This window comes from Halomonas sp. BC04, assembly GCF_000568385.1.
Genome location: NZ_AZQX01000403.1, coordinates 1 through 14,461 on the forward strand (window position 1 = coordinate 1; position 14,461 = coordinate 14,461).

Sequence of the window (14,461 nt, forward strand, 5' to 3'; positions counted from 1 at the left end):
GGGAGATTCGAGATGAAGCTCATCACCGCCATCATCAAGCCATTCAAGCTGGACGACGTCCGCGAGGCGCTTGCCGACAACGGCGTCCAGGGGATCACCGTCACCGAAGTGAAAGGCTTCGGTCGTCAGAAGGGACATACCGAGCTCTATCGCGGTGCCGAGTACGTGGTCGACTTCCTGCCCAAGGTCAAGGTCGAGGTGGCCGTGGACGACTCCCGCCTCGAAGGGGTGCTGGAGGCCATCTGCAGTGCCGCCAACAGCGGCAAGATCGGCGACGGCAAGGTTTTCGTCACCCCGCTGGAAGACGTGATTCGCATCCGTACCGGTGAGCGCGGCGCCGACGCCGTGTAATGCCTGCTGGCCAAAAAATAGTTATTTCCTAGGGCTCTGGAGAGATTCCAATGATTGAACTGGCAGAGTTGAGTTACGCGCTCGACACCTTCTATTTCCTGATCTGTGGCGTGCTCGTGATGTGGATGGCCGCTGGCTTCTCGATGCTCGAGGCCGGCCTGGTGCGCTCCAAGAACACCGCCGAGATCCTGACCAAGAACATCGCCTTGTTCGCCATCGCCTGCACCATGTACCTGCTGGTGGGCTATACCATCATGTACTCGGGCAACGAAGGCGGCATCCTGCCCAACCTCGGCTTCCTGATCGGCGGCGAGAACAGCGTGGCGGCCGTTACCGCCGGTGGCGACGATGCGCCCTACTATTCGATGCGCGCCGACTTCTTCTTCCAGGTGGTATTCGTGGCCACCGCCATGTCCATCGTCTCCGGCGCCGTCGCCGAGCGCATGAAGCTGTGGGCCTTCCTCGCCTTCGCCGTGGTGATGACCGGTGTCATCTACCCGGTGTCCGGCTACTGGACCTGGGGTGGCGGCTGGCTGGACGGTTTGGGCTTCTCCGACTTTGCCGGCTCCGGCATCGTGCATATGGCCGGTGCCGCCGCTGCCCTGGCCGGGGTGCTGGTTCTCGGTCCGCGCAAGGGCAAGTACGGCAAGGACGGCAGCATCCACGCCATTCCCGGCGCCAACCTTCCGCTGGCCACGCTGGGTACCTTCATCCTCTGGATGGGCTGGTTCGGCTTCAACGGCGGCTCGGAGCTGAAGCTCTCGGACGTGGCTTCCGCCAACAACGTGGCCCAGGTGCTGGTCAACACCAACGCCGCCGCCGCCGGCGGGGTCATCACCGCCCTGATCCTCGCCAAGGTGTGGTTCCGCAAGGCCGACCTGACCATGGCCCTCAACGGCGCCCTGGCCGGCCTGGTGGCCATCACCGCCGAGCCGCTGGCACCGACGGCGCTGGGCGCCACCCTGATCGGTGCCGTGGGCGGTGCCATCGTGGTTGCCGCCATCGTCGGCCTCGACAAGCTGAAGATCGATGACCCCGTCGGCGCCATCTCCGTTCACGGTGTCGTCGGCATCTGGGGCCTGCTGGCCGTACCTCTCACCAACGGCGACGCCAGCTTCGGCCCTCAGATCATCGGTGGCCTGTCCATCTTCCTGTGGGTCTTCCTTGCCAGCCTGGCTGTCTGGCTGATCCTCAAGGCCGTCATGGGCATTCGGGTCAGCGAGGAAGAAGAGTACGAGGGCGTCGACCTTGCCGAGTGTGGCATGGAGGCCTACCCCGAGTTCAGTATCGCCAACAAGTGACAACGCCCACCCTTTGAGCTGGTGTGCTCCACCTGGCCCCCTTCCTAGGGGGCTTTTTTCTTCCTGCAGCGCGCGGTGTATGCTTGAACCCAACGAGACCCTACACTACGACGGGCTGCACCCAGCGAGCCCAACCTGGATTATGAGGAAAAGACCATGAAACTGGTGACCGCCATCATCAAGCCGTTCAAGCTCGACGACGTTCGCGAATCGCTCTCCGAAATCGGTGTTCAGGGCATTACCGTGACCGAAGTTAAGGGCTTCGGCCGCCAGAAGGGGCACACCGAGCTTTACCGGGGTGCCGAGTACGTGGTCGATTTCCTGCCCAAGGTGAAGGTTGAGATCGCCGTGGATGACGAGATGTCCGAGAAGGTCATCGATGCCATCACCCAGGTCGCCAACACGGGCAAGATCGGCGACGGCAAGATCTTCATCACCCCGCTTGAGCAGGTGATTCGTATCCGCACCGGTGAAACCGGCAAGGATGCGGTGTAAGTCCACCCGAAAACAGGCATGAAAAAACCCACGAACAGAGCCGTGGGTTTTTTCGGTTCATCGCAGACTGGCGTGAAATGGCAAGGGATGTCATGGCCGCGCTGTCGGAGCATCTTCAGATCGCGCCAGCGGTGTTGCCTATGTTGGCGGCTATAGCTGGCGCTGCGGTCTCCGCCAAGGCGCCTGGCGGCGCCAGTCGCGATGGGAACTCGGAGCGCCGAACCGAGCGCTCCAACAAGGAGCGCCTGCGTCGCTGTCGTCGAGCCGCCCTTCCGCAACGCAGCCTGTGCAGAGCAGGTTCACGCCAAAGTGTGAAGAACCATTATTAACGCCTCATGACCGAGCGCAGCCACGTTTCGCTTATTTCTCGACGAAGGCGCGCTCGATCACGTAATCGCCGGGCTCGCCCATACGTGGCGAGATATTGAAGCCCAGGTCGTCGAGCAGGGCACTGGTCTCGTCGAGCATCGCCGGGCTGCCGCAGATCATGGCGCGATCCTGCTTGGGATCCAGCTTTGGCAGGCCGGTATCCTCGGCCAGCTTGCCGCTGCGGATATGGTCTGTCAGTCGACCCATGGTGTGGAAGTCTTCCCGGGTCACGGTGGGGTAGTAGACCAACTTCTCGCTGATCTCCTCGCCCAGGTACTCGTGGGCCGGCAGCTCGTTCTGGATGAAGTCAGCATAGGCCAGCTCACTAACGCTGCGCACGCCGTGCACCAGGATCACCTTCTCGTAGCGCTCGTAGACTTCCGGGTCCTGGATCAGGCTCATGAACGGCGCCAGGCCGGTGCCGGTGGAGAGCAGGTAGAGATTGCGGCCCGGCAACAGGTCGTCGGTCACCAGCGTGCCGGTCGGCTTGCGGCTGACCATGATCTGGTCGCCCACCTTGAGATGCTGCAGCCGCGAAGTTAGCGGCCCATCGGGGACCTTGATGCTGAAGAACTCGAGGTGATCCTCGTAGTTGGGGCTGGCGATGGAGTAGGCACGCATCAGCGGCTTGCCGTTCACTTCCAGGCCGATCATGACAAACTGGCCGTTCTTGAAGCGCAGGCTGCGCTCACGGGTGGTGCGAAAACTGAATAGCGTATCGTTCCAGTGGTGGACGCTGAGAACCTCTTCCAGGGCAAACTTGCTCACGACCGGCTCCTTGATATTCCATTGGCGCATAACATCGCCGCTTTAACTTTGATACTAATTCTAAGCGCTCGCAGCATATCTGTTAAATGGGTAGTTTGGATAAAGCATATCTATAATATGAATATATTGCTGCCTGGAGCCATGCCATGCGCTACACCCTGCGCCAACTGGAAGTGTTCGTCGCCATCGCCCAGCACGAGAGCGTCTCCCATGCCGCTCGGCTACTCTCCCTGTCGCAGTCGGCGGCCAGCACGGCTCTCTCGGAGCTGGAGCGGCAGTTCGATTGCCAGCTGCTCGATCGTATCGGCAAGCGCCTGAAGCTCAATGCGCTGGGCTTCCAGCTGCTGCCCAAGGCCGTGGCCCTGCTCGACCGAGCCGAGGAAATCGAGGAACTGCTGCGCGGCCAGCGCGGTGTCGGCTCACTGGACGTGGGGGCAACACTGACGATCGGCAACTACCTGGCCACCCTGTTGATCAGCGATTTCATGCAGCGCCATCCCGATAGCCGGGTACGGCTGCAGGTGCGCAATACCAGTGCCATTATCGAGCGGATCGTTCATCACGAACTTGATCTGGGTCTGATCGAGGGTGATTGCCAACATGAGGACGTGGTGATGCAGCCCTGGGTGGAGGACGAGCTGGCTGTCTTCTGCTCACCGCGCCATCCGCTGGCCAACGTCGGTGAGGTGGACATGGACAAGCTGCTTCGTGCCGACTGGATCATGCGTGAGCAGGGTTCCGGCACGCGCCTGACCCTGGAGCATGCCACCCGTCACCGGCGGGGCCGCTTCAACACCTTGCTGGAACTGGAGCACACCGAAGGGATCAAGCGTGCGGTGGAATCGGGGCTCGGTATCGGCTGTGTCTCGAAGCTGGCGCTTCGTGATGCCTTCCGACGCGGCAGCCTGGTGCCGATTCCCACGCCGGAGCTGGACCTGAGCCGCCAGTTCGCCTTCATCTGGCATCGTCACAAGTATCTCTCCACCGGCATGCGCGAATTCCTGCGGCTATGTCGCCAGATGACTGAAGGGATACAACGCAGCGACGAGATCGACTTGCCGCCGGTGCCCTGACCCCTCCCTTTCAGACGCCCTCACTCCCTCAGCTTGAAGCCTCCGATAACGCCGGCCAGCCGGTCGGCCTCATCGCTCAGCCGCTCGGCGGCAGTGGTCGACTCCTCGACCATGGCAGCGTTCTGCTGGGTCATGCGATCCAGGTCCGCCACGGCCACGCTGACCTGGCTGATGCCATCGCTCTGCTCACTGGCCGCCACGCTGATCTCGCCCAGCATGCTGGCAACACGGTTAACGCTGGCGACCAGTTCATCCATCGTCGCACCGGCCTGCCCGACCAGTTGCGTACCGGTGGCGACCCGCTGGCCGGATGTCTCGATCAGGCCTCTTATGTCACGCGATGCCTCGGCGCTGCGAGTCGCCAGTTGGCGAACCTCACCGGCCACCACGGCAAAGCCGCGGCCATGCTCGCCGGCCCGTGCCGCCTCGACGGAAGCGTTGAGCGCCAGCAGGTTGGTCTGGAAGGCGATGCCATCGATGACCTTGACGATGTCGCTGATCTGCCGCGATGCATCACTGATGTCCTCCATGGTGCTGACCACCTGGCCCACAGCCTCGCCCGACTGCTGGGCCACCTGGGCGGCCGACTTGGACAAGGAGTTGGCTTCCCGAGACGAGGCAGAGGTGTGTTCGACGGTACTCGAGATCTCCTCCATGGAAGCGGAGGTCTGCTGGAGACTGGCGGCCGCCTGCTCGGTACGCCGTGACAGGTCCTCGCCACCCATGGCGATCTCGCTGGCCGCAAGGCGGACCGACTCGCTGCTGTTACGCACATCGATCAGCACGTCATGCACCTTGTCGACGAAGGCATTGAACTGCGTTGCCAGCTCCGCGCCCTCGTCACGCCCCTTCACAGGTAGCCGCTGGGTCAGGTCGCCATTGCCGGTGGCAATTCCGCGCATGCGGTCGGCCAGCAGCCGCAACGGCCGGGAGGCCCGCCCACCCACGATCCACAGCGCCGCCATACCCAGGGCCGCCAGCAACAGGCCCACCAGGCTCATGCCCAGGGTGTCGGTACGGCGTTGCTCGTCAAGCAGCGTCTGCAAGGCCCCCAGGTCGCCCATCACCGCCTGCTGAGGTAGGCGAATCATCAGCACCCAGGGTGTCTCGCTGCTGCCGATGGTGAAGGGCTGGTAGCGCTCGATCATGCCATTGCGCAACACACTGGTCGTGGCCCCCTGGTCACGGGCCTGATCCACCGAGCCCAGGATGTCCGCTCCCAGTGCATCGCTGGCCGGCATGCCCAGGCGTTCGGCATCGGCGGTATAGGCCGCCAGACCGCCCTGGCCGGCGATCAGGGCCAGCTCACCGGCACCGTCATAGAGGGAAGCACTGGCGGCGGCCAGCAGTTCCTGAATGAAGTCCAGGGAGAGGTCGACACCGGCAACGCCGCGAAAGGCACCATCCACCAGGATCGGCACGTTGAACGAGGTGACCATCAAGGTCTCCCCGCCATAGTCATAAGGGGCCGGGTCGATGATGCAGGGCGCCAGGGTCTCCCTCGGGCAGAGGTAGTACTCGCCTTCACGGACCCCGCTGGCCAGCAGGGTATCGCTCTCCATGGTATCGCCCAGCGGCAGCACCTCGACGGCGCCACTGTCGGTGCGGTACCACCAGGGCATGAAGCGACCCGAGCCATCGTAGCCCTCACTTTCACCAAGATCGGCATACAGCGCGTCACGACCGAAGGCGTCGGGCTCCCAGCCGATGAAGGCGTCGAGCAGCGAGGGGTTCTCGACCACGGTCTGGCGCACCAGGTTGGAGAGTTCGCGACGGCTCATGGAGAGCGCCATACGACCGCCGTCGTCGCGCTGGCCCATCAGCGCATTGGCACTGGCCAATTGTGTGGCCAGGGTCAGGGCATGCTCCAGCTCACGCTGAATGCGGCCCGCCTCGGCATCCGCCAGCACCGCCAGGCGCTCATCGATGGCCCCCTCGAGCAGCCCCCGGGTGTGCGTCTCGACGGTCTGCTGGGTGCGGGAGGAGGAGAACAGACTATAGACGACCAGGGCTGCCACCACCGCCAGCAGACAGGGGCCGGCCAGCAGGACCACATACTGGCGAATCGATTTGAGGTACATGGGCGCTCTCGCTGAAGAAGGATAAGCTCGGCGGCATCACACCGCAGCTGTGCTCTCCTTGATATCGGCAAGAGCGCCCGACTCTTGAGGCGTAACGTCCGTATGCGATCAGCGCATGTCGCTGACCGCTTGCTGAATGCTTTCCAATCCTGACTTGCTCAGGTCCTTGGCGAGGGTATGAATGACCAGCTTGCGGGTAGGGGCATCCAGCTCATCACGCAGTAGGCCGAGAAACTTGGGAGGCGCCACGAGAATCAACTTGTCCATGAGGTTCTCGACCCGAGCACGATAGATCCGCTCGGCAACCTGCTTGGCGAAGAGCTGGTCTTCATGCTCGGAGGCTACATCCTCGCGATAAGAGGAGCGCGAGCCAGGCCCTCTGGATTCCTGCACGTCGGCGCCACTATCGGTCACCAGGTCTCCCTCGTGCAGCCTCCCTGCCGGGTGCACGAGGCTTTCCACCTCCTGTAACTTGAGGGCGTCGCGTGTAAAGACGCGCGCCCGTGCTGCATCGGCCACCACGATATACGTTGTCATAGCCTCTCCTTACATACGGATTGACGGAAGGACACCCCCTGGGCGATGCCCCGCCTCCCCCTTCAACATGGCAAGGCGGGACCCCGGGGTCAAACCGCTCGCGTCACACGCCTAGATCACCTTGCGCCGCAGAATACTGGTAATGGCTTCACCAATCAGCACCAGGATGACAATGGCGATCAGGATGGTGGCCACAGTGGGCCAGGCAAAGGTGTCGATGGAGCCCTGGAGAAGGACCCCGATACCACCGGCACCCACCAGACCCAGCACCGTGGACTCGCGGATGTTGATGTCCCAGCGCAGTATGACGATGGCGAAGAAGGCCGGCATCACCTGGGGTACGACGGCATAGGCGATCACCTTGAGCTTGGAGGCACCGGTGGCTTCCATGGCCTCCACCGGGCGCCGGTCGATCTCCTCGATCGCTTCACCCATCAGCTTGCCGATGAAACCGATGGAGCGGAACATGATCGCCAGGATACCCGCCAGCACACCGGGACCGAAGATCGCCACGAAGAGCAGCGCCCAGATAATGGTGTTCACCGAACGGCTGGAGACCAGGATGAAGCGCCCCAGCCACAGACAGGCACGGTTGGGCGTGGTGTTCTGGGCGGCAATATAAGATACCGGCAGGGCGACGAAAATCGTCAGCATCGTCGCCAGCGTGGCGATATGCACCGTCTCGATCATGGCGCCGATGATCTGTTCCAGCCGGCGCGGATCCGGCGGCCACATGCGTGCCCCCAGATTCTGGATCTGGTTCGGCGCATCCCACACCCAGGGCCAGAAGATGTCGATATCGCGAACTGCCCAGTAGACCAGCATCACGGTCACCAGCAGCACGGCATAACGGATCAGGCGTTCCTTGCGGTCATAACGCTGCCAGATGCGATCGGCGAGGGCGTCGGTTTGATCTACCATATTTTCTTCCTCACCCAGCCGCTGATGCCCTCGCTGACCAGGATCACCGCAATGATGATCAACAGGATGGCGAACGCGAAGTCGTAGTCGTAGCGTCCGAAGGCGTTCATCAGGGTGCCGCCGATCCCCCCGGCGCCGACGATTCCCACCACCGCCGAGGCGCGCAGGTTACTGTCGAGCTGGTACATGGAAAGCCCAACCTGGCGCGGCAATATCTGGGGAAAGACGGCATAGACCAGAATCGCGAAATAACCCGCGCCGGTCGCCTTCATCGCCTCGACCTGCCCCCAGTCGATCTCCTCGATCTCCTCCGCCAGCAGCTTGCCGACGAAGCCGATGGAGTAGAGGGTCAGTGTCAGCACGCCCGCCAAGGGACCGAACCCCACCGCCGCCACGAACAGGATGGCGACGATCACCGGATGGAAGCTGCGCGAGATGATGATCACCGCCCGCCCGAACAGGTAAATCGGCAGCGGCGCAATGTTCCGGGCCGCCATTACCGCGAAGGGAATCGACAGCGCGACCCCCAGCAGGGTTGCCAGGATGGCGATCTGGAAGCTCTCCTTGAAACCGGTGAGCAGCAGGCCCCCGCGCTCGAAGCTGGGTGGGAAGCCGCTACCGAATATCCGCGCCGCCCGCGGCAAGCCCTCGGCGATACGCTCCCAGTTGAAGGGCAGGCTGCCGAAGGCCCAGACCAGATAGGCCAGCACCACCAGCCACAGACCATAGCGAAGGAATGGGTTGGCGATGAAGGAGGGCTTGCGCCAGGCCCTGGGCAAGGGCGTCGCATCGGGAGCGTCAGGTCTGGTCATGAGCGACCCCCTGTTCACCCTGTTTCGGGTTGGCACCGGGCGGTTCGGTGATCTCCTCGTCGGGTGCTTCAATGCCGCCATAGATGGCGTCCAGAGCATCCTTGGTGAAATCGGCCGGCGAGCCGTCGAAGATCATCTTGCCATGGCGCAGGCCAACGATGCGTTCGGTGTAGGTCTTGGCCTGGGCGACATTGTGGATATTGATCAGCACCGGCAGCGACAGCTCGCTCGCCAGGCTCTGCAGCAGCTTCATGATCTGTTCGGAGGTGCGCGGGTCGAGCGATGCCGTCGGCTCGTCGGCCAGCAGGATCTCGGGCTCCTGCATCAGGGCCCGCACGACGCCGACTCGCTGGCGCTCTCCACCGGAGAGCTCGTCGGCACGCTTGTTGGCATAGTGGGCGATACCCACCCGCTCCATGAGCGTAAAGGCGCGCTCGATATCCTGCTTGGGGTAACGCCTCGAGATGGCCTGGTAGAGGCTGACGTAGCCGAGCCGACCGGCCAGCACGTTCTCCATCACGGTCAGGCGATCGATCAGGTTGAAACCCTGGAACACCATGCCGATCTTGCGCCGCGCCCGCCGAAGCGCTGCCCCTCTCAGCTTGACCAGTTCGTTGCCGTTGAGCCGGATCGAGCCAGAGGTCGGTTCCACCAGTCGGTTGATACAGCGCAGCATGGTGCTCTTGCCCGCCCCCGATGCACCGACGATGGAGACCACGCTACTGCCCTCCACCACGAGATCCAGATCCTGCAGTACCGGCTTGTCATGGCCGTAGCGCTTGACCAGCTTGGAGATCTCCAGCATTCACCCACCTCGCTATGCAGAAAACCGACCCCCGGCCAACGGCCGGGGGCTCATGCCTTGCTTGGACAGGAAGCCCGATTGTCTGGCTTATTCCTGGTCCAGGTCTTCGCGGGTATAGCGCACGTCGTTGGCCGCCTGGATGGTCCGGATCACCTGCCAATGCTCCTCATAGTTGATCGGAATGAACTTCTCGACCCCCTCGAACTCGTCGCCCAGGGCGGTGCCGACGAAGTCGAATGAGAAGAAGGCCTCTTCGATCTTCTCGACCAGGTCGGGATGCAGATTGTGGGCGTAGTTGTAGGAGGTGGTCGGGAAACGGTCCGATTCGTAGATGATCTTGACGTCCTCCTCATCATAGAGACCGCGTGCGGCCATGCGCTCGACCACCTCGGAGGCCACCGGTGCGGCATCGTAGTCGCGGGCCACCACGCCAAGCATCGACTGGTCGTGGCTGCCGGAATAGACCACCTCGTAGTCCTCATCGGGGACGATACCCAGATCGGGGAAAAGGGCGCGGGGTGCCAGGTTGCCGGAGTTGGAGGTGGGCGAAGTATGCGCCACCCGCTTGCCCTTGAGGTCTTCCATGTCATCGATACCGGAATCGACATGGGTGTAGACCTGAAGGGTATAGCCGAACTGGCCATCATCGGAGCCCATCAGGGCGAACGGCACCGCACCGGCCAGGTTCACCGCAAAGGGTGTCGGCCCGGTGGAGAAGCCGGCAATATGCAAACGCCCGCTGCGCATGGCCTCGACCTGGGCCGAGTTGGACTGCACGGCGAAGAAGCGCACGTTGCGCTCGGTTACCTCTTCCAGGTGATCGATGAACGGCTGCCAGATATCGGAGTAGATGGCCGGGTCTTCCACCGGCGTGTAGGCAAAGATCAACGTATCGGGGTTGGCCCATTCAGACTCGTCGGCAGGCAGGTCGGCGACCATGTTGCCGTCTTCATCGCAGTAGAGGTCGTCCAGGTCACCGCGCGGGCAGTCGGCGTGGGCCTGAGCCGATACGAGCATGGCCAGTGGCAGCAGAGAGGAGATAGCCAGCGTGGCAAGGGGGTGCTTGTTAGCGGTGCGGTGTGCTTTCATGGCGTGACTCACTTTGCGTGCGTTGTTATTGGAACGTTCGAGAACGCTTTCATTGCAGCGTGCCTGTCGTTGCTGGGCACCCGTTGGTCGCCCATATGGCTGATCGAAATCGAACATACGAACGTGCGTGATGATCATTATCGAAACTAAAGATTAATCTAGGTAGTATGACAATAGTATGTCAAACGGATTCCTCAACGCCTCGACTCAGCGCCGCAACCGCTACCTTCTGATGCGGCACGGCCATAGCCAGGCCAACGCCAGGGGGCTCATCATCAGCACCCCAGAGCGCGGCCTGACGGCCTTCGGCCTCTCCCCCCAGGGAGTCTCCCAGCTCGACGCCCTTCTCGCCGACTGGCATTGGCCGACACCCACGCAGATTCTTCATTCGGATTTCCTGCGTACCACCGAGACCGCTGCCCGGGTGGCGTCCCACTTCGCGCTACCCCTGCAGCGTGAGCCCCGCCTTCGGGAGAGACACTTCGGTGACCTCGAAGGCCTGGCGGACGACCGCTACCCCCATATCTGGGCGCTGGATGCACGCAGCGCCGAACACGTCGAACATGGCGTGGAGAGCGTCGCCAGCGTCGCCGGCCGGATGCAGGCGGTGATCGAAGCGCTGGAGCACACGCTGAGCGGGGAAACGGTGCTCCTGGTCAGTCACGGCGACCCGCTGCAGATACTGCTGACGGCGCTCGAGGGACAGCCGCTGAGCCGGCATCGCGATCGCGAACCGCTGGCTCCCGCCAGCCTGACTGTGCTGTCATGAGCCGCCCGACACGATTGCCATCATCAACGGCTGCGCCCGGGCATCATCTGAGGTAGGATTCTGCATTGTCGGCATGGAGGCCGGTGAGAATCATCGTGCCGTGATGTGCACGCTACGGGAGGATCCCTCAATGCAACAGTTCCTGTTTCCCCGCCGTCCGCTCTCTCGCGGCACCCTGGTTTTCTGCCACCTGCTGCTTCAGCTCGGGCTGCTGACCGCGGCCGCACTCTGGCTGATGCCGCGCACGCCATGGCTGACGGCAACCGGCTGGATCACGGCCTGGCCGGCCCTGGCCCTCGGTGGCGGCCTCTGGGTGCTGGGCGCCATGAGCCTGCGCCTGCTCGCCGAACTGTGCCTGCTGCCCCATCACCTGAACGCCCGCCCTGGCTTCGCACCACGCGATGTCATGACTCGTTCGTTCGAGCGCCGGCCAGCGGTACACGCCGAGGATGCTGCCTGGACCAGCGAGGCACGCCATCTGGAGACAGAAGCCAGCGTGATGGGAAGTGCTAGGATTACGCGCCCCGCCGAGCCTTTGAAACCAACCCGTTCCCCCATCTGACCGATCCGACTCCTGGGTGGTGGCTTCCTCGTACGCGCTCGCCTTGCCAACGTCGCTGCCAGCTGCGACTTTGGTGGACTTTCCGCCCATCTGCGCTATCCGATTGTTAACCCATGTTATGATTGGTTACCGCCCGATGGATGGATCACTGCCATGCCGGTACCGGTCTTCCCCGACGATGCTCGCCTGCTTGGTGCCCTAGCCAGCGGCAGTCGAGGGCTGATCAGTGCGCGCTTCTGGGGGGATGGTGTCGATACGCTGCTGGCCGAGCTAGGCCGGGCATCCGGCGCCAGCCGCGTCTGGATATTTCAGCTTCTCGAGCTACAGCAAGAGGTCGTGGTCCAGGACTACGTCTTCGAATGGGCAGCCGCACCCCACTATCGACAGCTCACCCAGAAACGTTTTCGCTTCTTCTCGACGCTCTTCGACGATCCGGTCTATCAGCGCATCGTTACCGAACGACAGCGCGGCGAACCCCAATGTTTCATTACTTCCGAACTGCCTGACGGCACACTGCTCAAAAACCTGGAAAGCCAGGGCATACTGTCCATGGTCACGGTGCCCATCATGGTCGATGGCCAGTGGTGGGGCACGCTGGGCATCGATGACTGCGAGCGTCGCCTGGAGTGGCAAGGTCCCGGACTCCAAGCCTTGGTCGTCGCCGCCGAGCTCATTGCATCGGCCATCTACCGCCATCAGCTCACCAGCCGCCGCCGACAGGTCGAGCTGTTCCAGCAGGTGGCCGACTGCGGCATCTGGGAGGTCGACCCGCATAGCGGCTCGACATGGTGTTCCCGCGCCCTGTTGAACACGCTGGGCTACCCCGACCAATACGCCCGGGTGCCGCTAAGACGGTTGCTGGCCCATATCGTGAGGGAAGACCGTCTGCGCTTCTGGTCTCAGCTGCGCACCTGCCTGGCGGATGGCAGTAAGAATTTGCGTCTCGATGTGCGTCTCATCAGCAAGAACGGTGACACTCGATGGCATGAAATCGTCACCGAGGTGGTCTGTGACGAGAGGGGCCGGCTTGAGGCACTGGCCGGGCTGGTCATCGACATCAGCCAGCGCAAGCAGGGCGAAGAGCGCGCCATGATTGCAGCGGAATACGATGAGCTGACCGGTGTGCTGAACCGCCGAGGCCTTACCCGACATCTGGCCGAGACCCTGGGCGGGGTACCGGGGCCGCTGCCACCACACCACCTGCTGCTGGTGGATATCGACCATTTCAAGCAGATCAACGACGCCTACGGGCACCCGGCGGGAGACGCACTGTTGAGGCTGCTGGCCGAACGGCTGGGCAAGGAGCTACGATCCGAGGATGGCCTGGCTCGCCTGGGCGGGGAGGAGTTCGCCATAGTGGTCAGCGGTCTGAACGACCAACAGGTGATGCAGGTGGCCGAACGATTGCGGGGTCGCATCGCCGATACCCCCTTCCCGCTGGAGAGTCTGCCGGCAAGGCCGCCATCCCATCAGGTCGGCATCTCGATCAGCATCGGTGTCGCCGGGCTGTCCGTTGGCCAGGACCTGAGCCATAGCCAGGCGCTGGCCATGGCTCAGGCGGACCAGGCGCTCTATGCCGCCAAGGGGGCCGGCCGCAACCGGGTCGTGGCCTACTGGCAGCAAAGTAGAGAGACTATCTAGCCGGGTCAGCACCGCAGGCGCAGAACCCGGCACGGCTCAGTGACCCAGTATCTGGCTGAGGAACAGCTGGGTACGCTCTGACTGGGGGTTGTTGAAGAAGGGTTCCGGGGCGTTCTCCTCGATGATCTGCCCCTGATCCATGAAGATCACCCGATCGGCCACGGTCTTGGCGAAGCCCATCTCGTGGGTCACGCAGAGCATGGTCATGCCCTCGTTGGCCAATTCGACCATGACGTCGAGCACCTCCTTGATCATTTCCGGATCCAGCGCCGAGGTCGGCTCGTCGAACAGCATCACTTCGGGGTGCATGCAGAGCGAGCGGGCGATGGCAACCCGCTGCTGCTGACCACCCGACAGCTGGCCGGGATACTTGCGTGCCTGCTCGGCGATCTGTACCCGCTCGAGGTACCTCATGGCCAGCGCCTCAGCCTCGCGACGTGGCTGCTTCTGCACCCACATGGGCGCGAGGCAGCAGTTTTCCAGCACCGTGAGGTGCGGGAAGAGATTGAAGTGCTGGAACACCATGCCCACGCTGCGACGAATCTGCTCGATGCGCTTGATGTCCTGGGTCAGGGGGATACCGCCGACCACGATCTCGCCCTGCTGATGCTCTTCCAGGTGATTGATACAGCGGATCAGGGTCGATTTCCCCGAGCCCGAGGGCCCGCAGATGACAATACGCTCGCCGCGCTTGACCTCGAAGTCGATATCGCGCAGCACGTGGAAGTCGCCGTACCACTTGTTGACGCCGCGCATCTCGACCATGGGTGTCTCGGTGCCGGCCTTGGGAGTTGTCGCCTGTTCATTCATTGTTTGCGTTCCTTATCTTTTATGGCCGGTATGCAGCTTCCGCTCGAGATACTGGCTATAGCGCGACATGCTGAAAC

15 protein-coding genes are annotated in these 14,461 nt (G+C 62.8%); 7 read left to right on the forward strand and 8 right to left on the reverse strand.

The window, feature by feature from the left end:
• Window positions 1-12 precede the first annotated feature (12 nt).
• The 3 genes from Q427_RS26690 to glnK all read left to right on the forward strand — a co-directional run bounded on the left by Q427_RS26690 (window position 13) and on the right by glnK (window position 2,147).
• Window positions 13-351, forward strand: coding sequence for a P-II family nitrogen regulator (locus Q427_RS26690; protein WP_043518559.1), 339 nt, complete (start codon window positions 13-15; stop codon window positions 349-351).
• A gap of 50 nt (window positions 352-401) precedes the next feature.
• On the forward strand, window positions 402-1,652 hold the full coding sequence (locus tag Q427_RS26695; RefSeq protein ID WP_043518539.1) for an ammonium transporter: 1,251 nt from the start codon (window positions 402-404) through the stop codon (window positions 1,650-1,652).
• A gap of 156 nt (window positions 1,653-1,808) precedes the next feature.
• The gene (gene glnK / locus Q427_RS26700; RefSeq protein ID WP_043518541.1) at window positions 1,809-2,147 is read left to right on the forward strand and encodes a P-II family nitrogen regulator; all 339 of its coding nucleotides are present in this window, start codon (window positions 1,809-1,811) and stop codon (window positions 2,145-2,147) included.
• Window positions 2,148-2,507: 360 nt separating this feature from the next.
• Here the strand turns inward: glnK and Q427_RS26705 are convergent, their stop codons facing one another.
• Window positions 2,508-3,314: a ferredoxin--NADP reductase gene (locus tag Q427_RS26705; RefSeq protein WP_197030837.1), complete on the reverse strand. Its 807-nt coding sequence runs from the start codon at window positions 3,312-3,314 to the stop codon at window positions 2,508-2,510.
• A 116-nt stretch (window positions 3,315-3,430) separates the two neighbouring features.
• Between Q427_RS26705 and Q427_RS26710 the strand changes: the two genes are divergently transcribed.
• On the forward strand, window positions 3,431-4,357 hold the full coding sequence (locus tag Q427_RS26710) for a LysR family transcriptional regulator (protein ID WP_043518545.1): 927 nt from the start codon (window positions 3,431-3,433) through the stop codon (window positions 4,355-4,357).
• Between the two features lie 20 nt (window positions 4,358-4,377).
• Here the strand turns inward: Q427_RS26710 and Q427_RS26715 are convergent, their stop codons facing one another.
• From Q427_RS26715 to phnD, 6 genes are all read right to left on the reverse strand, one after another.
• Complete coding sequence (locus Q427_RS26715) at window positions 4,378-6,438, reverse strand: methyl-accepting chemotaxis protein (protein WP_043518547.1); 2,061 nt, start codon at window positions 6,436-6,438, stop codon at window positions 4,378-4,380.
• 108 nt (window positions 6,439-6,546) lie between these two features.
• Window positions 6,547-6,975 (reverse strand): host attachment protein, encoded by a 429-nt coding sequence (locus Q427_RS26720; RefSeq protein ID WP_043518549.1) that lies wholly within the window; start codon window positions 6,973-6,975, stop codon window positions 6,547-6,549.
• 111 nt (window positions 6,976-7,086) lie between these two features.
• Window positions 7,087-7,896: a phosphonate ABC transporter, permease protein PhnE gene (gene phnE / locus Q427_RS26725; protein WP_043518552.1), complete on the reverse strand. Its 810-nt coding sequence runs from the start codon at window positions 7,894-7,896 to the stop codon at window positions 7,087-7,089.
• Window positions 7,890-8,708, reverse strand: coding sequence for a phosphonate ABC transporter, permease protein PhnE (gene phnE, locus Q427_RS26730; RefSeq protein WP_043518554.1), 819 nt, complete (start codon window positions 8,706-8,708; stop codon window positions 7,890-7,892). Before phnE (Q427_RS26730) ends, phnE (Q427_RS26725) begins: the two co-directional genes overlap by 7 nt.
• Window positions 8,695-9,513: a phosphonate ABC transporter ATP-binding protein gene (phnC, locus tag Q427_RS26735; protein ID WP_043517203.1), complete on the reverse strand. Its 819-nt coding sequence runs from the start codon at window positions 9,511-9,513 to the stop codon at window positions 8,695-8,697. Before phnC ends, phnE (Q427_RS26730) begins: the two co-directional genes overlap by 14 nt.
• Before the next feature lie 87 nt (window positions 9,514-9,600).
• The gene (phnD, locus tag Q427_RS26740; protein WP_043517205.1) at window positions 9,601-10,602 is read right to left on the reverse strand and encodes a phosphate/phosphite/phosphonate ABC transporter substrate-binding protein; all 1,002 of its coding nucleotides are present in this window, start codon (window positions 10,600-10,602) and stop codon (window positions 9,601-9,603) included.
• Between the two features lie 178 nt (window positions 10,603-10,780).
• Here phnD and Q427_RS26745 point away from each other — a divergent pair, with 178 nt between their 5' ends.
• The 3 genes from Q427_RS26745 (at window position 10,781) to Q427_RS26755 (ending at window position 13,574) form a co-directional block, all read left to right on the forward strand.
• On the forward strand, window positions 10,781-11,371 hold the full coding sequence (locus Q427_RS26745; protein WP_051496753.1) for a histidine phosphatase family protein: 591 nt from the start codon (window positions 10,781-10,783) through the stop codon (window positions 11,369-11,371).
• Window positions 11,372-11,501: 130 nt separating this feature from the next.
• Window positions 11,502-11,933 carry a hypothetical protein gene (locus tag Q427_RS26750; RefSeq protein ID WP_043518556.1) on the forward strand — a complete coding sequence of 144 codons (432 nt, stop codon included), beginning with the start codon at window positions 11,502-11,504 and terminating at the stop codon, window positions 11,931-11,933.
• 153 nt (window positions 11,934-12,086) lie between these two features.
• The gene (locus Q427_RS26755) at window positions 12,087-13,574 is read left to right on the forward strand and encodes a sensor domain-containing diguanylate cyclase (RefSeq protein WP_043518557.1); all 1,488 of its coding nucleotides are present in this window, start codon (window positions 12,087-12,089) and stop codon (window positions 13,572-13,574) included.
• Between the two features lie 36 nt (window positions 13,575-13,610).
• On the opposite strand, the gene Q427_RS26760 is transcribed toward Q427_RS26755, so the two are convergent.
• Window positions 13,611-14,339 carry an amino acid ABC transporter ATP-binding protein gene (locus Q427_RS26760; protein WP_043518563.1) on the reverse strand — a complete coding sequence of 243 codons (729 nt, stop codon included), beginning with the start codon at window positions 14,337-14,339 and terminating at the stop codon, window positions 13,611-13,613.
• Window positions 14,340-14,461 lie beyond the last annotated feature (122 nt).

Excerpts from the sequence above, each read along its gene's own strand:
- Q427_RS26690 (WP_043518559.1), top strand. The coding sequence starts at position 13 with ATGAAGCTCATCACCGCCATCATCAAGCCATTCAAGCTGGACGACGTC.
- Q427_RS26695 (WP_043518539.1), top strand. The coding sequence starts at position 402 with ATGATTGAACTGGCAGAGTTGAGTTACGCGCTCGACACCTTCTATTTC.
- glnK (WP_043518541.1), top strand. The coding sequence starts at position 1,809 with ATGAAACTGGTGACCGCCATCATCAAGCCGTTCAAGCTCGACGACGTT.
- Q427_RS26705 (WP_197030837.1), bottom strand. The coding sequence starts at position 3,314 with ATGCGCCAATGGAATATCAAGGAGCCGGTCGTGAGCAAGTTTGCCCTG.
- Q427_RS26710 (WP_043518545.1), top strand. The coding sequence starts at position 3,431 with ATGCGCTACACCCTGCGCCAACTGGAAGTGTTCGTCGCCATCGCCCAG.
- Q427_RS26715 (WP_043518547.1), bottom strand. The coding sequence starts at position 6,438 with ATGTACCTCAAATCGATTCGCCAGTATGTGGTCCTGCTGGCCGGCCCC.
- Q427_RS26720 (WP_043518549.1), bottom strand. The coding sequence starts at position 6,975 with ATGACAACGTATATCGTGGTGGCCGATGCAGCACGGGCGCGCGTCTTT.
- phnE (WP_043518552.1), bottom strand. The coding sequence starts at position 7,896 with ATGGTAGATCAAACCGACGCCCTCGCCGATCGCATCTGGCAGCGTTAT.
- phnE (WP_043518554.1), bottom strand. The coding sequence starts at position 8,708 with ATGACCAGACCTGACGCTCCCGATGCGACGCCCTTGCCCAGGGCCTGG.
- phnC (WP_043517203.1), bottom strand. The coding sequence starts at position 9,513 with ATGCTGGAGATCTCCAAGCTGGTCAAGCGCTACGGCCATGACAAGCCG.
- phnD (WP_043517205.1), bottom strand. The coding sequence starts at position 10,602 with ATGAAAGCACACCGCACCGCTAACAAGCACCCCCTTGCCACGCTGGCT.
- Q427_RS26745 (WP_051496753.1), top strand. The coding sequence starts at position 10,781 with ATGTCAAACGGATTCCTCAACGCCTCGACTCAGCGCCGCAACCGCTAC.
- Q427_RS26750 (WP_043518556.1), top strand. The coding sequence starts at position 11,502 with ATGCAACAGTTCCTGTTTCCCCGCCGTCCGCTCTCTCGCGGCACCCTG.
- Q427_RS26755 (WP_043518557.1), top strand. The coding sequence starts at position 12,087 with ATGCCGGTACCGGTCTTCCCCGACGATGCTCGCCTGCTTGGTGCCCTA.
- Q427_RS26760 (WP_043518563.1), bottom strand. The coding sequence starts at position 14,339 with ATGGTCGAGATGCGCGGCGTCAACAAGTGGTACGGCGACTTCCACGTG.